The sequence below is a fragment of the Paracoccus aminovorans genome, assembly GCF_001546115.1.
Lineage (GTDB): Bacteria > Pseudomonadota > Alphaproteobacteria > Rhodobacterales > Rhodobacteraceae > Paracoccus > Paracoccus aminovorans_B.
The window spans coordinates 1,934,736-1,958,931 of sequence record NZ_KQ955208.1 but is presented as its reverse complement, the minus strand read 5'-3'; the positions used below and the strand labels follow the sequence as shown (position 1 = coordinate 1,958,931).

The 24,196-nt window shown below is 67.5% G+C and carries 22 protein-coding genes; 14 read left to right on the top strand and 8 right to left on the bottom strand.

Annotated elements, in window-relative coordinates; all coding sequences use genetic code 11:
- Positions 1–32 precede the first annotated feature (32 nt).
- The 4 genes from mtgA to ASV56_RS10030 all read left to right on the top strand — a co-directional run bounded on the left by mtgA (position 33) and on the right by ASV56_RS10030 (position 3,513).
- The gene (mtgA, locus tag ASV56_RS10045) at positions 33–779 is read left to right on the top strand and encodes a monofunctional biosynthetic peptidoglycan transglycosylase (RefSeq protein ID WP_062561840.1); all 747 of its coding nucleotides are present in this window, start codon (positions 33–35) and stop codon (positions 777–779) included.
- Between the two features lie 76 nt (positions 780–855).
- Positions 856–1,545 carry an FtsZ-binding protein FzlA gene (gene fzlA / locus ASV56_RS10040; RefSeq protein ID WP_017999399.1) on the top strand — a complete coding sequence of 230 codons (690 nt, stop codon included), beginning with the start codon at positions 856–858 and terminating at the stop codon, positions 1,543–1,545.
- Positions 1,526–2,584, top strand: coding sequence for a tRNA epoxyqueuosine(34) reductase QueG (gene queG, locus ASV56_RS10035; RefSeq protein WP_062561839.1), 1,059 nt, complete (start codon positions 1,526–1,528; stop codon positions 2,582–2,584). The genes fzlA and queG overlap by 20 nt, the downstream gene beginning before the upstream one ends.
- Positions 2,581–3,513 carry a DMT family transporter gene (locus ASV56_RS10030; RefSeq protein WP_062561838.1) on the top strand — a complete coding sequence of 311 codons (933 nt, stop codon included), beginning with the start codon at positions 2,581–2,583 and terminating at the stop codon, positions 3,511–3,513. Before queG ends, ASV56_RS10030 begins: the two co-directional genes overlap by 4 nt.
- Here the strand turns inward: ASV56_RS10030 and ASV56_RS10025 are convergent.
- From ASV56_RS10025 to cysQ, 8 genes are all read right to left on the bottom strand, one after another.
- Positions 3,510–4,904, bottom strand: coding sequence for a hypothetical protein (locus ASV56_RS10025; RefSeq protein ID WP_062561837.1), 1,395 nt, complete (start codon positions 4,902–4,904; stop codon positions 3,510–3,512). The genes ASV56_RS10030 and ASV56_RS10025 overlap by 4 nt on opposite strands.
- A complete protein-coding gene (locus tag ASV56_RS10020) occupies positions 4,901–6,589 on the bottom strand; it encodes a DUF5927 domain-containing protein (RefSeq protein ID WP_172823741.1) in 1,689 nt (562 codons plus the stop codon). Before ASV56_RS10020 ends, ASV56_RS10025 begins: the two co-directional genes overlap by 4 nt.
- A complete protein-coding gene (locus ASV56_RS10015) occupies positions 6,586–7,614 on the bottom strand; it encodes a glycosyltransferase family 2 protein (RefSeq protein ID WP_082724781.1) in 1,029 nt (342 codons plus the stop codon). Before ASV56_RS10015 ends, ASV56_RS10020 begins: the two co-directional genes overlap by 4 nt.
- 86 nt (positions 7,615–7,700) lie before the next feature.
- Positions 7,701–8,744, bottom strand: a complete 1,044-nt coding sequence (locus tag ASV56_RS10010) for a glycosyltransferase family 2 protein (protein ID WP_082724780.1) — start codon at positions 8,742–8,744, stop codon at positions 7,701–7,703.
- Complete coding sequence (galE, locus tag ASV56_RS10005; protein ID WP_062561836.1) at positions 8,741–9,739, bottom strand: UDP-glucose 4-epimerase GalE; 999 nt, start codon at positions 9,737–9,739, stop codon at positions 8,741–8,743. The genes ASV56_RS10010 and galE overlap by 4 nt, the downstream gene beginning before the upstream one ends.
- 2 nt (positions 9,740–9,741) lie before the next feature.
- The gene (locus ASV56_RS10000) at positions 9,742–10,632 is read right to left on the bottom strand and encodes a UTP--glucose-1-phosphate uridylyltransferase (RefSeq protein ID WP_017999391.1); all 891 of its coding nucleotides are present in this window, start codon (positions 10,630–10,632) and stop codon (positions 9,742–9,744) included.
- 281 nt (positions 10,633–10,913) lie between these two features.
- Positions 10,914–11,714 carry a 3-deoxy-manno-octulosonate cytidylyltransferase gene (locus ASV56_RS09995; RefSeq protein ID WP_062561835.1) on the bottom strand — a complete coding sequence of 267 codons (801 nt, stop codon included), beginning with the start codon at positions 11,712–11,714 and terminating at the stop codon, positions 10,914–10,916.
- A 4-nt stretch (positions 11,715–11,718) separates the two neighbouring features.
- Positions 11,719–12,516 (bottom strand): 3'(2'),5'-bisphosphate nucleotidase CysQ, encoded by a 798-nt coding sequence (gene cysQ / locus ASV56_RS09990; RefSeq protein ID WP_062561834.1) that lies wholly within the window; start codon positions 12,514–12,516, stop codon positions 11,719–11,721.
- A gap of 102 nt (positions 12,517–12,618) precedes the next feature.
- Between cysQ and ASV56_RS09985 the strand changes: the two genes are divergently transcribed.
- The 10 genes from ASV56_RS09985 to ASV56_RS09940 all read left to right on the top strand — a co-directional run bounded on the left by ASV56_RS09985 (position 12,619) and on the right by ASV56_RS09940 (position 24,032).
- Positions 12,619–13,482 (top strand): ABC transporter permease, encoded by an 864-nt coding sequence (locus ASV56_RS09985; protein WP_318013703.1) that lies wholly within the window; start codon positions 12,619–12,621, stop codon positions 13,480–13,482.
- Between the two features lie 209 nt (positions 13,483–13,691).
- Positions 13,692–15,611 carry a molecular chaperone DnaK gene (gene dnaK / locus ASV56_RS09980; RefSeq protein ID WP_062561832.1) on the top strand — a complete coding sequence of 640 codons (1,920 nt, stop codon included), beginning with the start codon at positions 13,692–13,694 and terminating at the stop codon, positions 15,609–15,611.
- A gap of 81 nt (positions 15,612–15,692) precedes the next feature.
- Complete coding sequence (gene dnaJ / locus ASV56_RS09975) at positions 15,693–16,853, top strand: molecular chaperone DnaJ (RefSeq protein ID WP_062562311.1); 1,161 nt, start codon at positions 15,693–15,695, stop codon at positions 16,851–16,853.
- Positions 16,854–16,970: 117 nt separating this feature from the next.
- Positions 16,971–17,747, top strand: a complete 777-nt coding sequence (gene radC / locus ASV56_RS09970) for a RadC family protein (RefSeq protein ID WP_062561831.1) — start codon at positions 16,971–16,973, stop codon at positions 17,745–17,747.
- A 196-nt stretch (positions 17,748–17,943) separates the two neighbouring features.
- Entirely contained in the window at positions 17,944–18,513 is a 570-nt protein-coding gene (gene petA, locus ASV56_RS09965; RefSeq protein WP_026155292.1) for a ubiquinol-cytochrome c reductase iron-sulfur subunit, read from the top strand.
- 10 nt (positions 18,514–18,523) lie between these two features.
- On the top strand, positions 18,524–19,846 hold the full coding sequence (petB, locus tag ASV56_RS09960; RefSeq protein ID WP_062561830.1) for a cytochrome b: 1,323 nt from the start codon (positions 18,524–18,526) through the stop codon (positions 19,844–19,846).
- Positions 19,847–19,859: 13 nt separating this feature from the next.
- A complete protein-coding gene (locus ASV56_RS24795; RefSeq protein WP_062561829.1) occupies positions 19,860–21,290 on the top strand; it encodes a cytochrome c1 in 1,431 nt (476 codons plus the stop codon).
- A gap of 146 nt (positions 21,291–21,436) precedes the next feature.
- On the top strand, positions 21,437–22,306 hold the full coding sequence (locus ASV56_RS09950) for a ribokinase (RefSeq protein WP_062561828.1): 870 nt from the start codon (positions 21,437–21,439) through the stop codon (positions 22,304–22,306).
- A 39-nt stretch (positions 22,307–22,345) separates the two neighbouring features.
- The gene (locus ASV56_RS09945; RefSeq protein ID WP_062562310.1) at positions 22,346–23,158 is read left to right on the top strand and encodes a S49 family peptidase; all 813 of its coding nucleotides are present in this window, start codon (positions 22,346–22,348) and stop codon (positions 23,156–23,158) included.
- A gap of 103 nt (positions 23,159–23,261) precedes the next feature.
- A complete protein-coding gene (locus ASV56_RS09940; protein WP_062561827.1) occupies positions 23,262–24,032 on the top strand; it encodes an SDR family oxidoreductase in 771 nt (256 codons plus the stop codon).
- Positions 24,033–24,196: the final 164 nt, after the last annotated feature.

Here is a 24,196-nt window from a genome sequence, read left to right as displayed (position 1 = left end):
CGCAGGGGCCATGGCCGTGACAGGACGCGGCCATGCCCCGCCGCAGCCAGACCATTGACGACCCGCAGGACATGCCGCCCGCCGTGCCCCGGCGCTGGCGGCCCTTGCGGCGCGCCGCGCTGTGGCTCTGGGGCTGGGGGCGCTGGATCGGGCTTCGCCTGCTGGCACTGATGTTCGTGCTGGTCTTTCTGTTTTCCTTCATCAACCCGCCCACGACCTGGACCATCATCCAAGGCCAGAGCGAATTTCCCGGCCGCGCCAGCCGGGAATGGGTCGATCTGGACGAGGTGTCGCCCCACATGGTCCGCGCCGTGGTCGCGGCCGAGGACGCCAATTTCTGCGCCCATTGGGGCTTCGACATGGTCGAGATCCGCAAGGTCATCGCCTCGGGCTCCAGCCGGGGCGCCTCGACCATCACCCAGCAGACCGCCAAGAACGTGTTCCTGTGGCAGGGCCGCAGCTGGCCGCGCAAGGTGATGGAAACCGCCTATACCCCGATGCTGGAGGCGCTGTGGTCCAAGCGCCGCATCGTCGAGGTCTATCTGAACATCGCCGAATTCGGCCGCGGCGTCTTCGGCGTGCATGCGGCGGCCGAGTATTACTTCAAGACCACGCCCGACAAGCTGACGCTGGCGCAATCGGCGGCGCTGGCCTCGATCCTGCCGGCGCCGCGGGTGCGCAACCCGCAGACCGGCTCGGCCCGGACGCGCTCCATCGTCAGCGGCGCGCAGACGATCCGGGCGGACGGGCGCGATTCCTGCCTGGTGCTTGGGCGCTGATCCGCGCATCGCGGTTGAAAACGCGGCCCCCGGGGCGTATCAACCCGAAGGCCCAGCCACGCACGGTTTTTCCCAGATGAACAATTCCTCGCCCAATTCCACGATCCGCCTCTATCATGTCGCGCTGTCGCCCTATTGCCGCAAGGTGCGGCTGGTGCTGGCCGAGAAGCGGGTCGAGGTCGAGCTGGTCGAGGACCGCTTCTGGGAGCCGGGGTCCGAGATCCTGCGCCGCAATCCGGCCGGCAAGCTGCCGGTGCTGCGCATGGACGGCCGGCTGATGGCCGAAAGCCAGGCGATCTGCGAATATCTGGACGAGACCATCCCGCAGCCGGCACTGATGCCGCATGCCGCCATCGAGCGCTACGAGGTCCGCCGGCTTTGCGCCTGGTTCGACGACAAGTTCAACGCCGAGGTGACGAAGCCGGTGATGACCGAGCGGGTCTGGAAGAAGGTCATGCGCCTGGGCTACCCGGACTCGCGCACGGTCAAGGCCGGGCTGTCGGCGATCCGCTATCACCTCGACTACATGCGCAGCCTGCTGGAGCATCGCCGCTGGCTGGCCGGGGACGCGATGACGCTGGCCGATTTCGCCGCCGCGGCGCATCTCTCGTGCCTCGACTACATCTCGGACGTGGACTGGACCTATTCGACCGAGGTGCAGGAATGGTATGCCAAGATCAAGTCGCGGCCGGCCTTCCGCAGCCTCTTGGCCGACCATTTGCCGGGCGTCCACCCGGCGCCGCATTATGCCCTGCTCGACTTCTAGGACCAGGATCTCCGACCCGGCCGAGATCCGGTCCCGGCTGCAGGAACAGGCCCGGGCCGAGGGCTTCAACGCCCTTGGCATCTGCGCCCCCGACGCCAACCCGCAGTTGCCCGACCGGCTGGCGGCCTTCCTGGCCGATGGCCGCCATGGCCAGATGGAATGGATGGCCGAGCGCAGCCATTGGCGCGCCTCGCCCGCCAGCCTCTGGCCCGAGGCGCGTTCGGTCATCATGCTGGCCGAGCTCTATACGCCCGAGCACGACCCGCTGGAGATCATCCACGACCCGGATCGCGGCGCGGTCAGCGTCTATGCCCAGGGCAAGGATTATCACGACCTGGTCAAGAAGCGGCTGAAGCGCCTGGGCGGCTGGCTGGTCGGGCTGACCGGCTGCGAGATCAAGGTCTTCGTCGATACCGCCCCGGTGATGGAGAAACCGCTGGCGCAGGCGGCGGGCTTAGGCTGGCAGGGCAAGCACACCAACCTGCTGTCGCGCGAGCTGGGCAGCTGGTTCTTCCTGGGTTCGATCTTCACCACGCTGGACCTGCCCAAGGACGCGGCCGAGCGCAGCCATTGCGGATCCTGCCGGTCCTGCCTCGACGCCTGCCCCACGCGCGCCTTTCCGGCACCCTATCAGCTGGATGCGCGGCGCTGCATCTCCTACCTGACCATCGAGCACAGGGGGCCGGTCGACCCCGAGCTGCGGCCGATGCTCGGGAACCGCATCTATGGCTGCGACGATTGCCTCGCCGCCTGCCCCTGGAACAAGTTCGCCCAGGCCGCGACCGAACTGCGCTATCACGGGCCCCATGGCGGCCCGGCGCTGGCCGAGCTGGCGCAGCTGGACGACGCGGGCTTTCGCGAACGCTTCTCGGGCAGCCCGATCAAGCGCATCGGCCGCGACCGCATGGTCCGGAATGTGCTTTACGCCATCGGCAATTCGGGGCTTGCACATCTGCGCCCCGTGGCCGATGGCTTGCGGAACGACCCTGATCCCGCCGTGGCCGATGCGGCACGCTGGGCCTGCGAGCGCCTGCCATGATCCCTCAAAGCCCGCTGCGCGGCATCATCCTGAAATGCCTCAGCGTGCTGGTGTTCACGCTGATGGGCACGCTGGTCAAGGCCACCTCCGAGGGGGGCCTGGGCGTGCCGCCGGGCCAGCAGGTGTTCTTTCGCTCGTTCTTCGCGATTCCGGTGATCCTGGGCTGGCTGGCCTGGCGCGGCGACCTGCGCACCGGGCTGCGCACCTTTCGCCCGATCGGGCATTTCTATCGCGGCATCATCGGCACCTGCGCCATGGTGCTGAGCTTCTGGGCGCTGGCGCTGCTGCCCTTTCCCGAGGCCACCACGCTGGGCTATGCCGCGCCGCTGCTGACGGTGATCTTTGCCGCGATGTTCCTGGGCGAGGAGGTGCGGGTCTTTCGCCTGGGCATGGTGCTTCTGGGGCTGGTCGGGGTGGTGATCGTGCTGTCGCCGCGGCTGGGCCAGGGCGCCGGCGGCCTGCAGCAGAGCCTGGGCGCCATGGTGGCGCTGTCGGCGGCGGCCTGCACGGCGCTGGCGATGATCTTCGTGCGCAAGCTCGCGCAAGAGGAACAGACCTCGGCCATCGTGTTCTGGTTCTCGCTGACCTCGACGGTGCTGGGGCTCTTGACGCTGCCCTTCGGCTGGGTGGCGACGGACCTCGGGACCACGCTGACGCTGATCGCCATCGGCCTGCTGGGCGGGTTCGCGCAGATCCTGCTGACCTCGGCCTATCGCTTTGCCGATGCCTCGCTGATCGCGCCCTTCGAATATTGCTCGATGATCCTGGCGCTGCTCATCGGCTGGTATGTCTTCGGCGAGGCGCCGACGCTGACCATGCTGGCCGGCGCCGCGCTGGTCATCCTGGCCGGCATCCTGATCATCTGGCGCGAGCGCCAGCTGGGGCTGGAGCGCAACCGCCAGCGCAAGGCGATGACGCCGCAGGGCTAAGGCTGGCCGCCGAAGCCGAAGGCGACGTAATCGCGCAGATAGGCCTTTTTCGCCGCACCGCGCAGTTCCTGTTCGTTCAGGAAATCCGGGAACGGCTCGGGGTCGGGCAGGTCGGCGGGGGCGCGGATGCCGGCGCTGGCCGCCAGCCAGCTGAGGTCGCGCGGCAGGTCGCTTTCGCGCAGCACCATGTCCGGGGCGCCGAAGCGGGCGAAGCCGGCCAGCACCTCGGACTGGCTGGCCCAGCCGGGATAGCAGGGCAGCGTGGTCTGGGCGTTCAGGTTGCGGCGCAGGAAGTCGAGGAAGGCCGCGAAAAGCTCGGCCTTGCGGCTGTCTTCCATCGCGGCCAGCTCGGCATCGGGCGGCAGGGCGACGCGGTGGATGTCGCGCAGGATCTGGCGGAGCTCGGCATTCCTGCCGCGCAGCAGGCTGTCGAAGGCTGCCCAGGCGCGCAGCAGCGGGTGGCGCAGCACGGTGAAGCTGCGGTGGCCGACATGCTGGCGCTTCCATTGCCGCAGGCTGTTCTGGTTGAAATCGGCCGAGACCTCGCCCATGGCCCGCAGCCAGCGCACCACGCTGTCCGAAGGCCCGCCCTTGATCGGCATGAAGATCAGCCCCTTGCCCGCCTCGGCCCCCAGGAACGAGGGCACGGCCGGGCCCTTCCTCGGCTCGAAATTCGGGATCTTGCGCAGCATGAACGGGTCGAGGCGCGCCAGTTCCGCCTGCATCTCGTCGAAGTTCTCGACCTTCTCGGCAAGCTCGCGCGGGTTCTGCGGCACCTGGTCGTTGGCCGGCTCGACCCGCTCGAGGTCGGTGCGGCCGAGCCAATGCAGCAGCCCGGTCATCACCTCGGCGTCGCGCAGATCCTCGTAGCCCAGCCAGAAGCCGGCTTGGCCGGTGACCTGCAGGCGGTGCAGCACCTTCAGCTGGAACGCCTCGATCTCGCCCGTCACCTGGCGGAATTCCTCGGCGTCGAAGCGGGCGGCGGCGGGGATCGGCGTCTCGGTCTCGTTCAGCTTCCACTGGTTGGTGGCGCGCGCCAGCGCGGTCGAGACATAGCTGTCCACGGGATTGCGGGTCAGCACGATCTTGGCGCAGGCCCGGTCCTCCATGATGGCGTCGAAGACGCGCGGGTCGTGGTCGTGGAAATAGCGAAAGCCCGGCAGGTGGTTCGGCTTGTCGAAGATCGCCGCCAGCAGCCGGTGCGGATCGGCGTCGCGCTCGGCCATGGTGATGCCCTTGAGCTCGGTCTTGTCGGGCCAGCCCATCATGTAGGGGTTGAAGGCCTCGCCGAAGCAGGTGACGCGCTTCACGCCATTCAGCGTCGCCTCGAGCAGGTTCGAGCCGGTGCGCATCTCGGCGAAGATGACGAAGCTGCGGAAGGGCTGGGTCATGGCGCGGGTCTTTCTTGCGGCGGAACGGAAGGGGCGGTGTCGGAAGCGGGGAAGTCGCCCATCAGCTGCGGGCGCAGCCCGGCATTGCGCAGGCGTTGCAGGAATCGGCCCATGCCGGCGATCTCGCGCATGGGCGGCAGGTCGGCGGCGGCCTCGGGGTCGGCACCGAGCGCGCGCAGGATGCCGCCCAGCACGGCGGCGGGCCGGGCGCAGAAATCGCCCAGGTCCCAAACCTGGGTCTGCGCCTTGAGCCAGACCGAATTCAGCACCTCCATCTGCGCCAGCTCCGTGCGTTGCAGGATGGCGGCGACGCGGCGGATGTCGTCGAAGGGCATGTCGGAATGCAGCAGCGGCACCGCCCAGGCGCCGGTGATGACGAAGATACGGGCATTGGGGTCGGTGGCGGTGAACCAGTTCATCTCTTGCCCGTCGCGCGGGCTGAACTGCCACAGCGGCATCCGGTCCGACATGCGGATCAGGTTGGCGACAAAGCCGCGCGGGTCCAGATCGCGCAGCGCCGCGCTGTCCGACAGCCCCCCCGGCCCGATCGGCGCCCGGCCGGCGAATTCGGCGCCATGCACCGCGAAAAGATGGCCGTGCACATCGGCATCCACCCGTTCGGCCAGCCAGGATTCGAAATCGGGAAACAGGTCGGTGAAGCCCTGCAGCACGGCATAGGGCGCCGAGGTCTTGCCGTTCTCGCGGTCCTTCAGCGGAAAGCGGCTTTGCATGTAAAGCCCGGGCCGGCCCAGGCTGCGGCGGGCGACGGCCTGGCTGACGACCCGGTCCAGCCGCTCGGGGCGCGGCTCGTCGGCCGCGGGACGGGCCGGATCGCCATGCGGGAAATGCGCATGCAGCCGCGCCGCGCCGCGCCAGATCTTGCGGGCGACGAAGCAGCGCGACTGTTCCAGCATCTCCAGGTGGTCGTCGTAGAAGATATAGGGCTTGCCCTGGCCGTCGAACTTGGCCAGCGTCAGCGACCGGCTTTCGATATTCTGCGAATGGCGGCGGGCCAGGGTCTGGAAATAGCTCTCGTCCGGGATCCAGACCTTGGCGAAATAGCGGTCGAATTCGGCCCGGCGCGGATCGGCCAGGATGGCGCGCAGCGTGGTCCGGGTCAGGCACCACCATTGCGAGCCCAGGTGCGGCACCAGCCCCTGCGGGATGCGGCGGCGAAAGCGCAGCCGGCGCTGCAAGGCGACATAGCGGTCGAAAAGTTTCCTGCGGCGCCGGAACGAGAACGGGAAGCGCAGGGTGAAGCGTTCCTCGTTCAGCCCGCCCACGGTCCAGCCGACATCGGCCGCCGTCACGCTTTCGATGAAGTCGCGGCGCGGATGCAGCGCCAGGAAGGCCACCAGGTCGGCGACCGGCCGCAGGGGCAGGCAGGAGCCCGAGACCACCAGCACATGGGTCACGTCCTCGAACCGGTCCAGAAGCAGCGCGGCGGCGTCCTGCGTGGCCTTGACCAGGCTGAACATGCCCCATTCGCAGGAATGACGCGGGCTAAACACCACCTGCGGCAGGTCGGCCAGATCCTGCTGCATGGTTTCCACCCCGTCCGGCGGCGCCTTGGCATCGACATGGACCGCGACCGAGGCCCCGCCCTCAGCCCAGACCCGCGCCAGGCGCGCCGCGACGGGCAATTCGTCGTGGCACAGCATCACCACGCCCAGCCGCACGGTCATGCCCAGTTCCCCTTGGAGATCAGGCCCAGATCCTCGAGCTGGCGCCAGTCCTGCAATTCGCGGCTCTGCGCGCACCAGAAATCCGGGTCCTCCTGCAGGCCCGAGTGATAGGCGCGGTATTCCTGGCTGTCGGCGTAATGCTGGCGCCGGGTCAGCTCCTCGGCGGATTTCTGAACGAAGGTGGACAGGAACTTGGCGTGCAGCAGGCAGCCCGAGGCCTTTTCGCCGCCGTCCTGGTCATAGACCAGGTTCAGCGCCCGCGGCAGCAGCATATGGGTCGAGCTGACATAGGCATAGCCGCGTTCCCAGCGCACCAGCGGGATCTTGTTCAGCGCCGGGCCATTCTGCGGATTGTCGGCAAAGAAGGCGCGGCCGCGCGGCCCGCCCTGGATCCACAGGTTGCCGTATTCGCTGTTCTTGCGGATGGTATAGTTCGCCGGGTCGAACCAGCGCGCGATCTCGAACGGGTCCTGCCCGGGGCGATAGGGCTCGGCCTCGAGCGAGCCCTTGGGATACATGTCCAGGAGCATGGCCGAGAAGGAGCGGATCTCGCCCGCGTCCAGCCAGTCGGTCAGCGCCTGCAAGGGCCGGGTGTCGTGATGCGGATAGACCAGGAATTCGTCGGGATCGACGGTCAGGCACCAATGCCCGCTGCCGTGGCGGCGCAACAGGCAGTTCAGCCAGTCCATACCGAAGCGCGATTCCTTGTAGCTGGCCTCGGTCCGCCACAGCGAGACGTCGGGCTGCTCGGCCAGCCATTCGGCGCTGCCGTCGCTGCTGGCATTGTCCACGACCAGGAAATGCCCGATGCCCAGCCGACGGTAATGCGCAAGGAAATACGGCAGGCGCGGCAATTCGTTGCGCAGGGTCACGAAGGCCAGGATCTCGCCCGCCCCGATGCGGCGGGTGCGGTCCATGACCGGGCGCAGCGCCCGCCCCCGGCGCACCGCCCGGGCGACCAGCCATTGCCGCCGCGCCCGTCGGCGCAGCCGCTTCCAGATCGGCCAGCGCGTCAGCCGGGGCACCGCATACCATCCGTGGGTTGAATGTGACGGTCGTGCTTCATGTCAGGGGACATGCGTGGTTGCGCGGGGTTTCGCAAGCGGTTTCCTTACGGGTCGCCGGGCCAGCCCTCGCCCGCCATCAGACCCAGCGCGACCAGCTGCCGCCAGTCGCGATAGCGCACCGAGTCCGCGTGCCACAGGTCGGGCGCATCGGTCAGTGCCCGGTGATAGCCGGCATAGGCGTCGGGATCGGCGAAATGCTGGCGCCGGGCCAGCTCCTCGGCCGAGCGGGCGGCGATGTCGGGCAGGAACTTGCTGTGCAGCAGCACGCCGCAAAGCCGCGCATCGCCCGGCCCGTCGTAGAGGTCGTTCAGCCGCGCCGGCAGCATGGAATGGGTCGAGTTCACATAGGCATAGCGCCAGTGCCAGCGGATCAGCGGCAGCTTGTTCAGCGTCGGCGCACGTTTCGGCCGGTCGGCGAAGAACACCCGCGCACGCACCCCGCCCTGCACCCAGCGGTTGCGGCGCGGCGCCATGACTTGGCAGCGATAGGGACCGGGGTCGAACCAGGGCAGCCGCTCGGTCACGCTGCCGGTCGCAGGCGCCTGGTCCAGCGGCCCCTGCGGATACAGGTCCAGCATTAGCGCGCCCATGCCGGCGATGCCCTGCGCATCCAGATGCGCGGTCAGCGCCCGCAGGTCGCGGCTGTCGCAATGCGGATAGACCAGCAATTCGTCGGCATCGACGCTGAGGCACCAATGCCCGCGGCCATGGCGCAGCAGCAGGGCCGAAAGCCAGTCCATGCCGAAGCGCGCCTCGCGATAGCTGCCCGGCGCGCTCCATAAAGAGACGTCGGGCTGGCTGCGCAGGTAATCCGCGCCGCCGTCGGTGCTGGCATTGTCCACCATCAGGAAATGCGCGACGCCCAAGGCCCGGTAATGCGCCAGGAACTCGGGCAGTCGCTGCATCTCGTTCCGCAGCGTGACGAAGCCCAGGATGTCGCCGGGCCGGATCGCCGCCGTGCGGTCGGCGAGCGGCTGCAGGCCCCGCCCCGCCCGCATGGCGCGCAGGATCAGCTGGCGCCGCTTGGCGCGCATCCGCCAGGCCGACCAGCCGCGCCGCAGCGGACCGCGCCGGTCGCCGGCCTTCACCGGGTATAGCCGCCATTCTGGTGCCAGCGCCAGGCATCCGCCACCATCTGCTGCATGGTCGAGCGCGCCGGGTTCCAGCCCAGGACCGAGATCGCTTTTTCCGAGCCCGAGACCAGCTTGACCGCATCGCCGCCCCGGCGCGGGCCCTCGACCATCGGCACCGGGCGGTTGGTGACATGACGCGCCTCGGCCACCACCTCGCGCACGGAAAAGCCGTTGCCGGTGCCCAGGCAGAAGACCTCGTGCCCGCCATCCGCGACCTTGCCGGCCAAGAGGTGGCGCAGGCCCAGCACATGCGCATCGACCAGGTCCATGACATGGACATAGTCGCGGATGCAGGTGCCGTCCGGCGTCGGATAGTCGGTGCCGTGGATGGTCAGCGCGTCGCGCTTGCCGTCCACCGCGTCCAGGATCAGCGGGATCAGATGCGTCTCGGGCTGATGGAACTCGCCCACCTCGCCGTCGGGGTCGGCGCCGGCGACGTTGAAATAGCGAAAGATCACCGAGCGCAGCCCGTCCGAGGCGCCGAAATCCTTCAGCATGTCCTCGATCGCGCGCTTGCTGGCGCCATAGGCGTTCAGCGGCGCCTGGGCGGTCGTCTCGTCCAGCACCACGCCGTCATGGTCGCCATAGGTGGCGCAGGTCGAGGAAAACACGAAGTTCCGCACCCCCGCCGCCAGCGTCGCCTCGATCAGGTTCAGCGAGGCGCCGACATTGCCGCGCCAGTATTTGCCCGGCTCGCGCATGGCCTCGCCGACCTGGCTCAGCGCGGCGAAATGCATCACCGCGACCGGCTTGTGCGCGGCAAAGACCGCATCCAGCCGGGCGCGGTCCATCAGGTCGCCCTGCTCGAAGGGCCCGAACCTGACCGCGTCCTGCCAGCCCGTGCACAGGTTGTCATAGGTGACCGGGGTGAAACCCGCGTCCCGCAGGGCCTTGCAGGCGTGCGAGCCGATATAGCCCGCGCCGCCCGTGACCAGCACCGTTTCCGTCATGCTTATTCGGCCGCCTTGTACATCGCGGTGATGTCCGAGAGATATTCGGCGAACTCGTGCTTCAGCTCGTCGCGCGCCAGGCCGAAGGCCACGGTGGCCTGCAGGAAGCCCGCCTTGCTGCCGCAGTCGAAGCGCTGGCCGCGGAAGCGCAGGCCGAAGACGTCGCGGCCTTCCTCGATCTCGTCGGCGATGGCGTCGGTCAGCTGGATCTCGCCGCCGGCGCCCTGCTTCAGCTTGTTGAGGTTGTCCATGACCGTCGGCGCCAGGATGTAGCGGCCGATGACGGCCAGGTTCGAGGGCGGGTTTTCCTTGGGCTTCTCGACCATGCCCTTGGCGCGGACGATGGCGCCCATGTCCTCGGCCACGTCCAGGACACCATAGGCCTTGGTCTTTTCGGCCGGGACTTCCATGGTGGCGACCATGGTGCCGCCGGTTTCCTTGTAGGCCTCGATCATTTGTTGCAGGCAGGGCGGCTCGCCCATGATGACGTCGTCGGTCAGGATGACCGCGACCGGCTCGTCGCCCAGCAGGCGGCGGGCGCACCAGACCGCATGGCCCAGGCCCAGGGCCTTGTGCTGGCGGACATAGGCGATGGCGCCCGAATCCATGTTGGTGCCGCGCAGGATGTCCAGAAGCTCGGTCTTGCCGGATTTCTTCAGGCTCGATTCCAGTTCGTGCGCGTGGTCGAAGTAATCCTCGAGCGCGCCCTTGCCGCGCGAGGTGACGAAGATGAATTCCTCGATTCCGGCCGCGCGCGCCTCGTCGATGGCGTATTGGATCAGCGGCCGGTCGACCAAGGTCATGATTTCCTTGGGAATGCTTTTCGTAGCCGGAAGGAAGCGGGTGCCCAGGCCAGCGACGGGAAAGATGGCCTTGGTGACTTTGCGGTTCATTGATCCGATCTCCTGATCTCTTGCGCCGACAGCCCGACGCTTATCCCTCTTTGACGAGGCTTCCGCAACAAGTGCGTATACCCCGCGCAGGTTTCTGCAAACGACGAAAGTGATTCAATTTTTGGCGGCTGGCAGCGAGTTTCTGCCTATTGGCTGTGGAGTTCCAGCGGAATTCCTCTGATTTCAAAATGGCGTCGTCCGGCGCGTTTGAATGCTGCCGCAGATTTGAACAACTTAAACAAACACGGAACTGCGCGTTAGTCTACTTTAACGCGATTAGCCTAAGCAATACCCATCCGCTGCATCATTGCCTCGAGCTTGGGCACGTCGGATGGATTGTTGAGCTCCCAGAACTCGCGGCCGCGGGCCTCGACCTCGACGCAGAGGATGCGGCGGCCGCGTTCCAGGAAGCGCAGCTGCTCCAGCCCCTCCAGCGCCTCCAGCCGGCCCTCGTCCCAGCCCGGGTATTCGGCCAGCGCCGCCGGGCGATAGGCATAGACGCCGACATGGTGGAACACCGGCGTCGGGTCCGAGGGGCCGAAATCGGCGGCGGCATAGGGGATGACTTCCTTGCTGAAATACAGCGCCCGGCGGTCGTGGCCAAAGACGGCGGTGGTGCCGCCGACGCGCCCCGCCACCCGGTCGGCGATCAGTTCGGACCGCATGGCGCCCGAGCAGCGCAGCACCGGCGTCGCCACATCGGCGCCCGGATCGGCGGCGAGGCCCGCGACCAGCTCCTCGACGAACCACGCGGGCGTCAGCGGCGCGTCGCCCTGCAGGTTGACCACGATGTCATGCATCAGCCCCAGCGCCGCCACAGCCTCGGCGCAGCGTTCGGTGCCGTTGCGCGCGGCGGTCGAGGTCATCGCCACCTCGGCGCCGAAGCCGGCTGCATGCTCGGCAATGCGGGCGTCGTCGGTGGCGACGATCACCCGGTCCACGCCGGCGACGGCCTGCGCCGCCTGCCAGCTGCGGCGGATCAGCGACAGCCCCTCGCCCGTGGCGCCGCGCAGCTCGACCAGCGGCTTGCCCGGATAGCGCGTCGAGGCATGCCGGGCGGGGATCACGATGACGACCGACATGGGCTCAGTCCTTGACCAGCAGCACGCCCGGGGCGAAGGCGATGAAGAACGGGTTCTCGAAACCTGGCTTGCCATAGGTCAGCGGCGTATGGTCGTCGAAGCGCACCACCTCGCCGCCGGCGCCGCGCAGCACCGCGTCGCCCGCCGCCGTGTCCCATTCCATGGTCCGGCCCAGGCGCGGATACAGATCCGCCTCGCCCGTCGCCACCAGGCAGAATTTCAGCGATGAGCCGGCCGAGGTCATGTCGCGCACGCCGTAGCGGTTGATATAGTCGTCCGTGGCCTGGTCGCGATGCGATTTCGAGGCCACGACCATCAGCCCGCGGTTGTCGGGCATCGAGTTCACGCCGATGGCGACCGTCTCGCCCGGCTGTTCGCCGAAGGGGCCCTTCTCCTCGACCGAGCCGCCCTGGGCGGTGGTATAGAACAGCCGGCCCTTGGCCGGGGCATAGACCACGCCGAAGCGCGGCACGCCGTTTTCGACATAGGCGATATTGACGGTGAAATCGCCGCGGCGCTGCACGAATTCCTTGGTCCCGTCCAGCGGATCGACGATCAGGAAGGTCGAAAGGTGCTGGCCATGCGTCGCGGCCTGCTCCTCGGTCACCAGCGCGATGTCGGGGAAGGCCGCCCGCAGCCCGGCCGAGATCAGCGCGTCGGCGGCCTCGTCAGCCTCGGTCACCGGCGAGGCGTCGGATTTGGCCCGCACCGCGAAATCCTCGGCGCCATAGATGCGCATGATCTCGTCCCCGGCCCGCAGGGCCAGGCGACGCATCTCGGCAATCAACTGATCGAATTGCATGTTTTTTCCCTTCCGTCCCGGCGTTCCCGGAATGCGGCGCCGATTGAATACGGCAGTCCGCTTCCTTATGATGCGGCGAACCGCGCAGGGCAAGCGCCCCGCATGTCGCAACGGAAAGATCCCGCCCAGAAAGTCCCGAAACGCATGTTCACCCAGCGCCGCAGTCGCAACATGATCGAGGCCGCGTTCATCACGCTGTCGCTGATCTATCACGTCACGGTCAACAATCTGCGCAAGGGCCAGCGTAATGCCGTGGTCGGCCTGGTGATGACGGTGGCGCAGGCCATGGCGATGATCGCCGGCTTCTGGCTGATGTTCGTCATCATCGGCGTGCGCAAGTCGCCGATCCGTGGCGATTTCATCGTCTACCTGATGACCGGGGTCTTCATGTTCATGGCCCATTCCCAGGCCATCGGCGCGGTCGCGGGGGCCGGCAACCCCAGCAACCAGATGATGAAGCACGGGCCGATGAACACGGCGGTGATGATCTCGGCCGCGGCGCTGGCCTCGCTCTACAAGCAGACGTTTTCGGCCATCGTGGTGCTGTCGGCCTATCACTATCTGTTGCAGCCGATCGTGATCGACAATCCGCTGGCCTGCTATGCCATGCTGCTGATGGCCTGGTTCTCGGGCTGCTGCATCGGGCTGATCTTCCTGTCGATCCGGCCCTGGTGGCCGCAGGCGGCGCAGGTGCTGACGCAATTCTACCAGCGGCTGAACATGGTGTTTTCCGGCAAGATGTTCGTCGCCAACACCATGCCCGGCTTCATGCTGCACATGTTCGCCTGGAACCCGCTGTTCCACATCATCGACCAGACCCGGGGCTTTGCCTTCATCAACTACTCGCCCCGCAACTCGTCGCTGACCTATCCGGTCTATACCACGCTGGCGCTGTTGATGGTCGGGCTGATGGCGGAATTCGTCACCCGCAAGGCGGTCTCGCTCAGCTGGTCGGCCGGGCGATGAGACGGCTTGCCGCAGGCTGCGCGGCCGGGCGCAAACCGTTCGATTTTATGACAGGCTCTCTGTTGCAGCCCGTCGAGCCCCTTCCTATATAGCCCTCCAGAACATCGAAGGGCCCGGATCGCCGTCCCCTTCGGTCCATCCAGGGATCGGGCTTCGGGGGCCGCTTTCGGACCCAAGGCCCAGAATATCGCCGCAAGAAAGGTTACTGTATGTCTAAAGTCATCGGCATCGACCTCGGGACCACCAACAGCTGCGTCGCCATCATGGACGGCAGCCAGCCGAAGGTCATCGAGAACTCGGAAGGCGCGCGCACGACGCCGTCGATCGTGGCCTTCACCGACAACGAACGCCTGGTCGGCCAGCCCGCGAAGCGGCAGGCGGTGACCAACCCCTCGAACACCATCTTCGCCGTCAAACGCCTGATCGGCCGCCGCACCACCGACGCCGAGGTGGAAAAGGACAAAAAACTGGTGCCCTATGCCATCGTCGACGGTGGCAATGGCGACGCCTGGGTCGAGGTCCGGGACGAGAAATACTCGCCCAGCCAGATCTCCGCCGTCATCCTGCAGAAGATGAAGGAAACCGCCGAGAGCTATCTGGGCGAGCCGGTGACGCAGGCCGTCATCACCGTCCCGGCCTATTTCAACGACGCCCAGCGTCAGGCCACCAAGGACGCCGGCAAGATCGCGGGCCTGGAAGTCCTGCGCATCATCAACGAGCCGACCGCGGCCGCGCTGGCCTATGGCCTGGACAAGAAGGAATCGAAAACCATCGCGGTCTATGACCTTGGCGGCGGCACCTTCGACATCACCATCCTGGAGATCGATGACGGCCTCTTCGAGGTGAAGTCCACCAACGGCGACACCTTCCTGGGTGGCGAGGACTTCGACATGCGGATCGTGAACTACCTCGCCGAGGAGTTCAAGAAAGAGCATGGCGTCGACCTGACCAAGGACAAGATGGCGCTGCAGCGCCTGAAAGAGGCGGCCGAGAAGGCCAAGATCGAGCTGTCGAGCTCGAGCCAGACCGAGATCAACCAGCCGTTCATCTCGATGGACAAGAACACCGGCACGCCGCTGCACATGGTCATGAAACTGACCCGCGCCAAGCTGGAAAGCCTGGTCGGCGACCTGATCAAGCGCACCATGAAGCCCGTCCAGGACGCGCTGAAGGATGCCGGCATGTCCAAGGGCGACATCGACGAGATCGTGCTGGTCGGCGGCATGACCCGGATGCCGAAGGTGGTCGAGGAAGTGACCAGCTTTTTCGGCAAGGAGCCGCACAAGGGCGTGAACCCGGACGAGGTCGTGGCGCTTGGCGCCGCCATCCAGGCCGGCGTGCTGCAAGGCGACGTCAAGGACGTGGTCCTGCTGGACGTGACGCCGCTGTCCCTGGGCATCGAGACGCTGGGTGGCGTCTTCACCCGGCTGATCGACCGCAACACCACGATCCCGACCAAGAAGTCGCAGATCTTCTCGACCGCCGAGGACAACCAGAACGCCGTGACGATCCGGGTGTTCCAGGGCGAGCGCGAGATGGCCGCCGACAACAAGCTTCTGGGCCAGTTCAACCTGGAAAACATCCCGCCGGCGCCGCGCGGCATGCCGCAGATCGAGGTGACCTTCGACATCGACGCCAACGGCATCGTCTCGGTTTCCGCCAAGGACAAGGGCACCGGGAAAGAGCAGAAGATCACCATCCAGGCCTCGGGCGGTCTCTCGGACGACGAGATCGAGAAGATGGTCAAGGACGCCGAGGCCAATGCCGATGCCGACAAGAAGCGCAAGGAACTGGTCGAGGCCCGCAACCAGGCCGAAAGCCTGATCCACACCACCAAGAAGTCGCTGGAAGAGCATGGCGACAAGGTGGACGGCTCGACCGTCGAGGCCATCGAGCTGGCCGTCGGCGCGCTGGAAGATGCGCTGAAGTCCGAGGATGCCGGCAAGATCAAGGGCGGCATCCAGAACCTTATGGACGCCTCGATGAAGCTGGGCGAAGCCATCTACAAGGCCAGCCAGGCCGAAGGCGGCAGCGCCGATGCGGGTGATGACGAGCCCGGCCCGCGCGACGTGGATGACGAGATTGTCGACGCCGATTTCGAGGATCTCGGCGACGACAAGCGCAAGTAAGCGCGATGTGACCCAACCGGCCGGCCCGCTGCTTTCCCGCACGGGCCGGCCATTTCGTGAAAGAGCCCGGACGCGATGGATATGGCGAAACGCGATTACTACGAGGTGCTTGGCGTGCAGCGCGGCGCCTCGGCCGAGGAGATCAAGAAGGCCTACCGCTCCAAGGCGAAGCAGCTGCATCCCGACCGCAACAAGGATTGCAAGGTCTCGGAGGCGCAGTTCAAGGAAGTGAACGAGGCCTACGACTGCCTCAAGGACGACCAGAAGAAGGCCGCCTACGACCGCTTCGGCCATGCCGCCTTCGAAAACGGCGGCGGCGGCTTCGGGCGCGGCGGCAACGGCCATGGCGATTTCGGCTCGGCCTTCGCGGATGTGTTCGAGGACCTGTTCGGCGACATGATGGGCCGCCGGCCCGGCGCCGGTGGCGGCCGCTCGCGCGCCAGCCGCGGCCAGGACCTGCGCTACAACCTGCGCGTTTCGCTGGACGAGGCCTATGCCGGGGCGCAGAAGACCATCACCGTGCCCGGCTCGGTCGCCTGCGGCGCCTGCAACGGCACCGGCGCCGAGGGCGCGGTCGAGCCCGCGACCTGCCCGACCTGTTCCGGCATGGGCAAGGTCCGCGCCACCCAGGGTTTCTTTACCGTCGAGCGCACCTGTCCGACCTGCAACGGCCAGGGCCAGATCGTCAAGAATCCCTGCCAGGAATGCCGCGGCGCCGGCCGGATCGAGAAAGAGCGCACGCTGTCGGTGAATATCCCCGCGGGGGTCGAGACCGGCACCCGCATCCGCCTGGCCGGCGAGGGCGAGGCCGGCATGCGCGGCGGTCCGGCGGGCGATCTTTACATCTTCATCGAGGTCAAGGAGCACCCGATCTTCCTGCGCGACGGCAAGATGCTGGCCTGCCAGGTGCCGGTCAGCATGGCGACCGCGGCGCTTGGCGGCGAGATCGAGGTCCCGACCATCGACGGCGGCCGCTCGCGCGTCAAGGTTCCGGCCGGCACGCAATCGGGCAAGCAGCTGCGCCTGCGCGGCAAGGGCATGCCGCCGCTGCGCCACGGCCCCGGCATGAATGGCGAATCGGGCGACATGCTGATCGAACTCGTCGTGGAAACCCCGGTGAACCTGACCGCCCGCCAGCGCGAACTGCTGCGCGAGTTCGAAGACATCAAGGCCGACAACAATCCGCAGACCCAGGGCTTCTTCCAGAAGATCAAGGGCTTCTGGGACGAGATGAAGGGCTGAACCGGCCAGGGCGGCGCGTGTGGCCGCCTTTGGGATCTGGGTATTTGGAAAACAAAGAAGGCCGGGGGACGCGCGCGTTAACCCGGCCTTTACTCTTGTCGTGGCAGGCTGCCGGCCATGGACAAAAATCGCGCCTTTCAGGAAGCCCCGCTGCCACTTTTCTCCTCGGCCCGGCCTGCCGGGGATGAGGCCGCGCCGCCGCTGGCGCCCGGCGGCCGGGTGCCCAGCTATATCGCCGATCACCGCGCCCGGCTGCGCGACCGCTTCATGCAGGGCGGGGCCGAGGCAATGCCGGATTACGAATTGCTGGAGCTGCTGCTGTTCCGCGCCATCCCCCGCCAGGACGTGAAGCCCCTGGCCCGGCGGCTGCTGGACCGGTTCGGCGATTTCAACCGGGTGATCTCGGCCTCGCCCGCGCGGCTGTCCGAGGTGGCGGGCGTCGGTCCGGCCGTGGTGCAGGAGCTGAAGATCGTCGCGGCCGCGGCGCAGCGCCTGGCGCGGTCGCGGGTGATCCAGCGCCCGGTGCTGACCAGCTGGGACGCGCTTCTGGACTATTGCCACACCGCCATGGCCCATGGCGAGATCGAGCAGTTCCGCGTGCTTTACCTGGACCGCAAGAACGTGCTGATCGCGGATGAGGAGCAGGCGCGCGGCACCGTCGACCATGTCCCGGTCTATCCGCGCGAGATCATGCGCCGGGCGCTGGAGCTGACCGCGAGCGCGCTGATCCTGGTGCACAACCATCCCTCGGGCGACCCGACGCCCTCGCAGGCCGACATCGCCATGACCGGCCGCATCGTGGCGGCGGCCGAGGTGATGGGAATCGCCGTCCACGACCATCTCATCATCGGCAAGTCGCGCGAGCTGAGCTTTCGCAGCGAGGGCCTGCTTTAGCGCCAACGGCCCGGACGGCCGGCCGCAACGCGCAACCAAAATGCGACACCTGCGGTGTTTTGCGCCGGGACCAGCGCCCTACCCCGCTGGACTGACAGGAACTTGATCGCTAGAACCGCCTAGGCGAGGGCTGTGTTCGACACGGCCCCATGCGTCGTATAGCCCCGGTTTCGGGGCATAAATGGAGATCAGACCCGTGTCCCACGCAGACGAACACGCAGGTGACCACGGCACCCGGAGGGATTTCCTCTATTTCGCGACCGCCGGCGCCGGCGCCGTCGCGGCCGGGGCTGCCGCCTGGACCCTTGTCAACCAGATGAACCCCTCGGCGGATGTGCAGGCGCTTTCCTCGATTCAGGTCGATGTCAGCGGCGTCGAAACCGGCACCCAGCTGACGGTGAAATGGCTCGGCAAGCCCGTGTTCATCCGCCGCCGCACCGAGGACGAGATCCAGAAGGGCCGCGATGTGCCGCTGGGCGACCTGATCGACCAGAGCGCCGAGAACCCCAACAAGCCCAACGAGCCCGCCACCGACCAGAACCGCACCCTGGACGAGGCCGGCGAATGGCTGGTGATGATCGGCGTCTGCACCCATCTCGGCTGCGTGCCGATCGGCGATGGCGCGGGCGATTTCGGCGGCTGGTTCTGCCCCTGCCACGGGTCCCACTACGACACGGCCGGCCGCATCCGCAAAGGCCCGGCTCCGCAGAACCTGCATATTCCCGTTGCCGAATTCGTCAACGAAACCACGATCAAGCTGGGCTGAGGAGGCGCACATGGCCGGAATTCCCCACGACCATTACGAGCCCAAGACGGGTTTCGAACGCTGGCTGCACCGCCGCCTTCCGGTGGTCAGCCTGGTCTATGACACCATCATGATCCCCACCCCCAAGAACCTGAACTGGTGGTGGATCTGGGGCATCGTGCTGGCCTTCTGCCTGGTGTTGCAGATCGCGACCGGCATCGTGCTGGTGATGCATTACACCCCGCATGTCGACCTGGCCTTCGCCAGCGTCGAGCACATCATGCGCGACGTGAACGGCGGCTACATGCTGCGCTATCTGCATGCGAACGGCGCCTCGCTGTTCTTCTTTGCCGTCTATATCCACATCTTCCGCGGCCTCTACTACGGCAGCTACAAGGCCCCGCGCGAGGTGACCTGGATCGTCGGCATGCTGATCTATCTGATGATGATGGGCACCGCCTTCATGGGCTACGTGCTGCCCTGGGGCCAGATGTCCTTCTGGGGCGCGACGGTCATCACCGGCCTCTTCGGCGCCATTCCGGGCATCGGCGCGTCGATCCAGACCTGGCTGCTGGGCGGCCCGGCGGTCGACAACGCCACGTTGAACCGCTTCTTCTCGCTGCATTACCTGCTGCCCTTCGTGATCGCGGCGCTGGTGATCGTCCATATCTGGGCCTTCCATACCACCGGCAACAACAACCCCACCGGGGTCGAGGTCCGTCGCGGTTCCAGGGAAGAGGCGCAGAAGGATACCCTGCCCTTCTGGCCCTATTTCGTGATCAAGGACCTGCTGGCGCTGTCGGTGATCCTGGTGGTGTTCTTCGCGGTGGTGGGCTTCATGCCGAACTATCTCGGCCACCCCGACAACTATACCGAGGCGAACGCCCTGGCCACGCCCGCGCATATCGTGCCGGAATGGTATTTCCTGCCGTTCTACGCCATCCTGCGCGCCTTCACCGCCGATGTCTGGGCGGTGCAGCTGGTGAACTGGCTGTCCTTCGGCATCATCGACGCCAAGTTCTTCGGCGTCATCGCGATGTTCGGCGCCATCATCGTCATGGCGCTGGTGCCCTGGCTCGACACCTCGCGGGTGCGTTCGGGCCAGTACCGGCCGCTGTTCAAGTGGTGGTTCTGGATCCTGGCGGTGGATTTCGTCGTGCTGATGTGGGTCGGCGCCATGCCGGCCGAAGGGATCTATCCCTATATCGCGCTGGCGGGTGCGGCCTATTGGTTCGCCTATTTCCTGATCATCCTGCCGCTTCTGGGCATCATCGAGAAACCGCTGCCCATGCCTCAGACCATCGAGGACGACTTCAACGCCCATTACGGGCCCGCAACCCATCCTGCCGAGTAAGGAGAGGCATCCAATGACCCTGAGAAACGCATCGCTCACGGCTGTTGCGGCCCTGACGGTTGCCTTGGCAGGCGGGGCCGTGGCGCAGGACGCGACGACGGCGCCCGGCACCACCGCCCCCGCGGGCTCGAGCTACCAGACCACGCCGCAGGCCGCCCCGGCAGCCGAGGCGCCGGCCACCGAAACCGCGACCGAGGCCCCGGCCGGGGTCGAGGCAGGCTCTGACGACCAGCCGGCGGCGGCTCCGGCCGCCGAGGAACCAGCTGCTGAGGTTCCGGCTGCTGAGGTTCCGGCTGCTGAGGTTCCGGCTGCTGAGGCACCGGCCGCGGAGGAACCGGCTGCTGAGGTTCCGGCTGCTGCTGAGGCGCCGGCCGAAGAGGCCGCGACCACCGAAGCTCCTGCTGCCGAGGAACCGGCTGCTGAAGAACCGGCTGCCGAGCAGCCCGCGGCCGAGGCTCCGGCCGAAGCCGCGCCAGCCGCGGCGGAACCGGCTGCCGAGCCCGCTGCGGAACCGACTGCCGACCAGGCGGAAAGCACCGAGGCTGCGGCGCCCGAGACCGCCGAGCCGGCGGCCCCGGCCGAGGAACCCGCCCCCGCCGAAGCCGCGGCCGAGGCTGAGCCGGCTGCCGAAGCCGCACCGGCCGAGGAACCCGCGGCCGCCGAGGGCGAGGCTGCGGCCGAGCCCGCCGCCGCCCCGGCCGAAGAGGCCGCTGCCGCCCATGCCGCGCCGCATATCGAGGACATCTCGTTCAGCTTCGAGGGTCCCTTCGGCAAATACGACCAGTTCCAGCTGCAACGCGGCCTGCAGGTCTATACCGAGGTCTGCGCCGCCTGCCACGGCCTGACCTATGTGCCGCTGCGCACGCTTGCCGACGAGGGCGGCCCCGCCCTGCCCGAGGACCAGGTCCGCGCCTATGCCGCCGCGCTGTCCATTCTCGACGAGGAAACCGGAGAGGAGCGCCCGCGCATCCCGACCGACCACTTCCCGACCGTGCATGGCGATGGCATGGGCCCCGACCTGTCGCTGATGGCCAAGTCGCGGGCCGGGTTCCACGGCCCCTATGGCACCGGCATCAGCCAGCTGTTCAACGGCATCGGCGGGCCGGAATACATCCACGCCATCCTGACCGGCTTCAACGGCGAGGAAAAGGAAGAGGCGGGCAGCACCTTCTATCACAACGCTGCCTTCTCGACCGGCTGGATCAAGATGCCGCCGCCGCTTTCGGACGGCCAGGTCACCTATGAGGACGGCACCGAGGCGACGGTGGACCAGATGTCGCGCGACGTCTCGGCCTTCCTGATGTGGACGGCCGAGCCGAAGATGATGGACCGCAAGCAGGTCGGCTTCGTCTCGGTCCTGTTCCTGGTCGTGCTGTCGGTGCTGCTGTATCTGACCAACAAGAAGCTGTGGTGGCCGATCAAGCATCCGCGCAAGCCGGAATGACCGCCGCTCCTTGAACCGAAGACGCGCCCCTCGGGGCGCGTTTTTCGTTTCCGGGATGGACAAGGCGCCGCGCCGGGGCTGAAATGCCGGGGGCGCGCCGCCAGCGTTGCATGGGTATTTGGGAAACGGTGAATGAAGGGGGGCGGATGACGATCTATAATCTCGGCTCGATCAACATCGACCATGTCTATCGCCTGCCGGTCCTGCCCCGCGCCGGGGAAACCATGCATGCCCTGTCCTATGCCCAGGGCCTGGGCGGCAAGGGCGCGAACCAGTCGGTCGCCGCCGCCCGCGCCGGGGCGCCGGTGGTGCATCTGGGCGCCCTGGGCACGGCCGAGGACTGGGTGATCGAGCGGCTGGCCGCGGCCGGCGTCGATACCTCGGGCATCGCGCGGCTGGCCGATACCGCCACCGGCCATGCCATCATCCTGGTCGATGCCTCGGGCGAGAATTCCATCGTCCTGCACGGCGGCGCCAATCTGGCCCTGCCCGCCGACCTGCCCGAGCGCGCGGCCTTCGGCCCCGGCGACCTGCTCCTGATGCAGAACGAGACCAGCCTCCAGGTCCAGACCGCCGCCCGCGCCCGCGCCGCCGGCGCCCGGGTGATCTATTCCGCTGCCCCCTTCGAGATCGAGGCGCTGCGGGCGGTGCTGCCGCATGTCTCGATCCTGGCGGTGAACGCGATCGAGGCCCGCGACACGTTTGCCGCCTTCGGCGAGGATCTGCCCATCGAGGGGCTGCTGATCACCCGCGGCGCCGAGGGGGCCGAGTTCCGCGACCTGCAAGGCGGCCAGAGCTGGCACCAGCCGGCGTTTCGTGTCGAAGCGGTGGATACCACCGGCGCCGGCGACTGCTTTGCCGGCTGGTTCGCCGCCGGGTTGGCGCGGGGCGAGGATGCGCCGACCGCGCTGCGCCACGCCGCCGCCGCCGCCGCGGTGCAGGTCACGCGGCCGGGCGCCGGCGACGCCATGCCCAACCGCGCCGAGGTGATGGCCTTTCTGAAAGCGCAGGGCTGAGTGCTTGCCGCCGCCCCGTCGCATGCCTATCTGGAGCGCATGAAAATTCCATTCCTGAACCGTCTCGTGAACCGCCCGGCTAGCGTCGCCGTGCTGCGCCTGCAAGGCGCCATCGGAGCTGCCGGTCGCGGCGGCCCCGGCCTGTCCGATGCCGCGCTGGCGCCGCTGCTGGAACGCGCCTTCAAGCGCAGAAAGCCGGTCGCGGTGGCGCTGGCGGTGAACTCGCCCGGCGGCTCGCCGGTGCAGTCCAGCCTGATCGGCGCCCGAATCCGCCGGCTGGCGCAGGAAAACGACGTGCCGGTGCATGCCTTCGTCGAGGATGTGGCGGCCTCGGGCGGCTACTGGCTGGCCTCGGCCGCCGATTTCATCTGGGCCGATGACAGCTCGGTCCTGGGCTCGATCGGGGTGATCTCCTCGGGCTTCGGCTTTGCCGAGCTGATCCAGCGCCACGGGGTCGAGCGGCGCGTGCATACCGCCGGGCGCTCGAAGTCGATGCTGGACCCGTTCCGCCCCGAAACCCCCGAGGACGTGGCCCGGCTGGAACGCCTGCTGGGCCCGATCCACCAGGCCTTCAAGGAGCAGATCGTCGCCCGCCGCGGCAGCCGGCTGGCCGAGGGCCGCGACCTGTTCACCGGCGAGATCTGGACCGGCCGCGAGGCGGTCGAGCTGGGCCTGGCCGACGGCATCGCCCATCTGGTGCCCAAGATGCGCGAACTTTACGGCGACAAGACCCGCTTCCTGACCTATGGCCAGCGCGTGCCGCTGCTGCGCCGCTTCGGCTTGTCCGCCGAGGCGCTGATCGGCGGCGTCGAGGAACGCGCCGCCTTTTCCCGCTTCGAGGTGCGCGGATGATCAAGACCGTCATCCTGTGCCTGCTGATCATCATCGCGCTGGCGCTGGTCGCCGGCCCGGGCGTGCGCCGGATCATCGCCAGGATCCTGGGGATTCCGCTGAAATGACCGCGCTGATCACCGGGGGCGCCCGCCGGCTGGGCAAGGCCATGGCGCTGTATCTGGCCGGGCGCGGCCACGACATCGCCGTGCATTGCCACGCATCCGTCGCCGAGGCCGAGGCCACCGCGGCCGAGATCCGCGCGCTTGACGTCCGGGCCGAGATCCTGCAGGCCGATCTGCTGGACCCCGAGGCCACCGAGGCACTGGTGCCGCGCGCCACGGCGGCCTTGGGTCCGCTGACGGTGCTGGTGAACAATGCCTCGATCTTCGAATACGACAATCTGCAAAGCGCCAGCCGGCACAGCTGGGACCGGCACATGGGCTCGAACCTGCGGGCGCCCTTCCTGCTGACCCAGGCTTTCGCGGCCCAAGCTCCCGGGGCCGACCGCAGCGGCGACGAGCCGGTGGCGCGCGCGCTGGTGGTCAACATGATCGACCAGCGCGTGCTGAAGCCGACGCCGGAATTCATGACCTATTCGCTGGCCAAGGCGGGCCTGTGGTGGCTGACCCGCACCTCGGCCCAGGCCCTGGCGCCCGACATCCGCGTCAATGCCATCGGCCCCGGCCCGACCGTGCAGGGCACCCGGCAATCCGACAGCCATTTCAGCCGCCAGCGCGCCGCCACCATCCTGGAACGCGGCGCCAGGCCGGGCGATGTCTGCGCCGCGCTGGGATTCTTCCTCGACTCGCCCTCGGTCACCGGCCAGCTGATCTGCACCGACGGCGGCCAGCATCTGGCCTGGCGCACGCCCGATGTCCTTGGGGTTGAATAGCGCCGGGCCCTGCCCTTGCGGCAAGTTGTCCACCTTTGGCCTGGCATTCACCTATCCTTCACGATTCTGGCAAGAGATTCAGGGGATTGGCGAAAGGAGAAAAAATATTTCGCGAAAACAAGGCTTTGCTTTGATGCCTGTTTTTTGTGCAGATCGAGGAATCC

What these genes read in the sequence shown, in the direction of transcription:
- mtgA (WP_062561840.1), top strand. Translation starts at nt 33, where the DNA reads ATGCCCCGCCGCAGCCAGACCATTGACGACCCGCAGGACATGCCGCCC.
- fzlA (WP_017999399.1), top strand. Translation starts at nt 856, where the DNA reads ATGAACAATTCCTCGCCCAATTCCACGATCCGCCTCTATCATGTCGCG.
- queG (WP_062561839.1), top strand. Translation starts at nt 1,526, where the DNA reads ATGCCCTGCTCGACTTCTAGGACCAGGATCTCCGACCCGGCCGAGATC.
- ASV56_RS10030 (WP_062561838.1), top strand. Translation starts at nt 2,581, where the DNA reads ATGATCCCTCAAAGCCCGCTGCGCGGCATCATCCTGAAATGCCTCAGC.
- ASV56_RS10025 (WP_062561837.1), bottom strand. Translation starts at nt 4,904, where the DNA reads ATGACCCAGCCCTTCCGCAGCTTCGTCATCTTCGCCGAGATGCGCACC.
- ASV56_RS10020 (WP_172823741.1), bottom strand. Translation starts at nt 6,589, where the DNA reads ATGACCGTGCGGCTGGGCGTGGTGATGCTGTGCCACGACGAATTGCCC.
- galE (WP_062561836.1), bottom strand. Translation starts at nt 9,739, where the DNA reads ATGACGGAAACGGTGCTGGTCACGGGCGGCGCGGGCTATATCGGCTCG.
- ASV56_RS10000 (WP_017999391.1), bottom strand. Translation starts at nt 10,632, where the DNA reads ATGAACCGCAAAGTCACCAAGGCCATCTTTCCCGTCGCTGGCCTGGGC.
- ASV56_RS09995 (WP_062561835.1), bottom strand. Translation starts at nt 11,714, where the DNA reads ATGTCGGTCGTCATCGTGATCCCCGCCCGGCATGCCTCGACGCGCTAT.
- cysQ (WP_062561834.1), bottom strand. Translation starts at nt 12,516, where the DNA reads ATGCAATTCGATCAGTTGATTGCCGAGATGCGTCGCCTGGCCCTGCGG.
- ASV56_RS09985 (WP_318013703.1), top strand. Translation starts at nt 12,619, where the DNA reads ATGTCGCAACGGAAAGATCCCGCCCAGAAAGTCCCGAAACGCATGTTC.
- dnaK (WP_062561832.1), top strand. Translation starts at nt 13,692, where the DNA reads ATGTCTAAAGTCATCGGCATCGACCTCGGGACCACCAACAGCTGCGTC.
- dnaJ (WP_062562311.1), top strand. Translation starts at nt 15,693, where the DNA reads ATGGCGAAACGCGATTACTACGAGGTGCTTGGCGTGCAGCGCGGCGCC.
- radC (WP_062561831.1), top strand. Translation starts at nt 16,971, where the DNA reads ATGGACAAAAATCGCGCCTTTCAGGAAGCCCCGCTGCCACTTTTCTCC.
- petB (WP_062561830.1), top strand. Translation starts at nt 18,524, where the DNA reads ATGGCCGGAATTCCCCACGACCATTACGAGCCCAAGACGGGTTTCGAA.
- ASV56_RS24795 (WP_062561829.1), top strand. Translation starts at nt 19,860, where the DNA reads ATGACCCTGAGAAACGCATCGCTCACGGCTGTTGCGGCCCTGACGGTT.
- ASV56_RS09950 (WP_062561828.1), top strand. Translation starts at nt 21,437, where the DNA reads ATGACGATCTATAATCTCGGCTCGATCAACATCGACCATGTCTATCGC.
- ASV56_RS09945 (WP_062562310.1), top strand. Translation starts at nt 22,346, where the DNA reads ATGAAAATTCCATTCCTGAACCGTCTCGTGAACCGCCCGGCTAGCGTC.
- ASV56_RS09940 (WP_062561827.1), top strand. Translation starts at nt 23,262, where the DNA reads ATGACCGCGCTGATCACCGGGGGCGCCCGCCGGCTGGGCAAGGCCATG.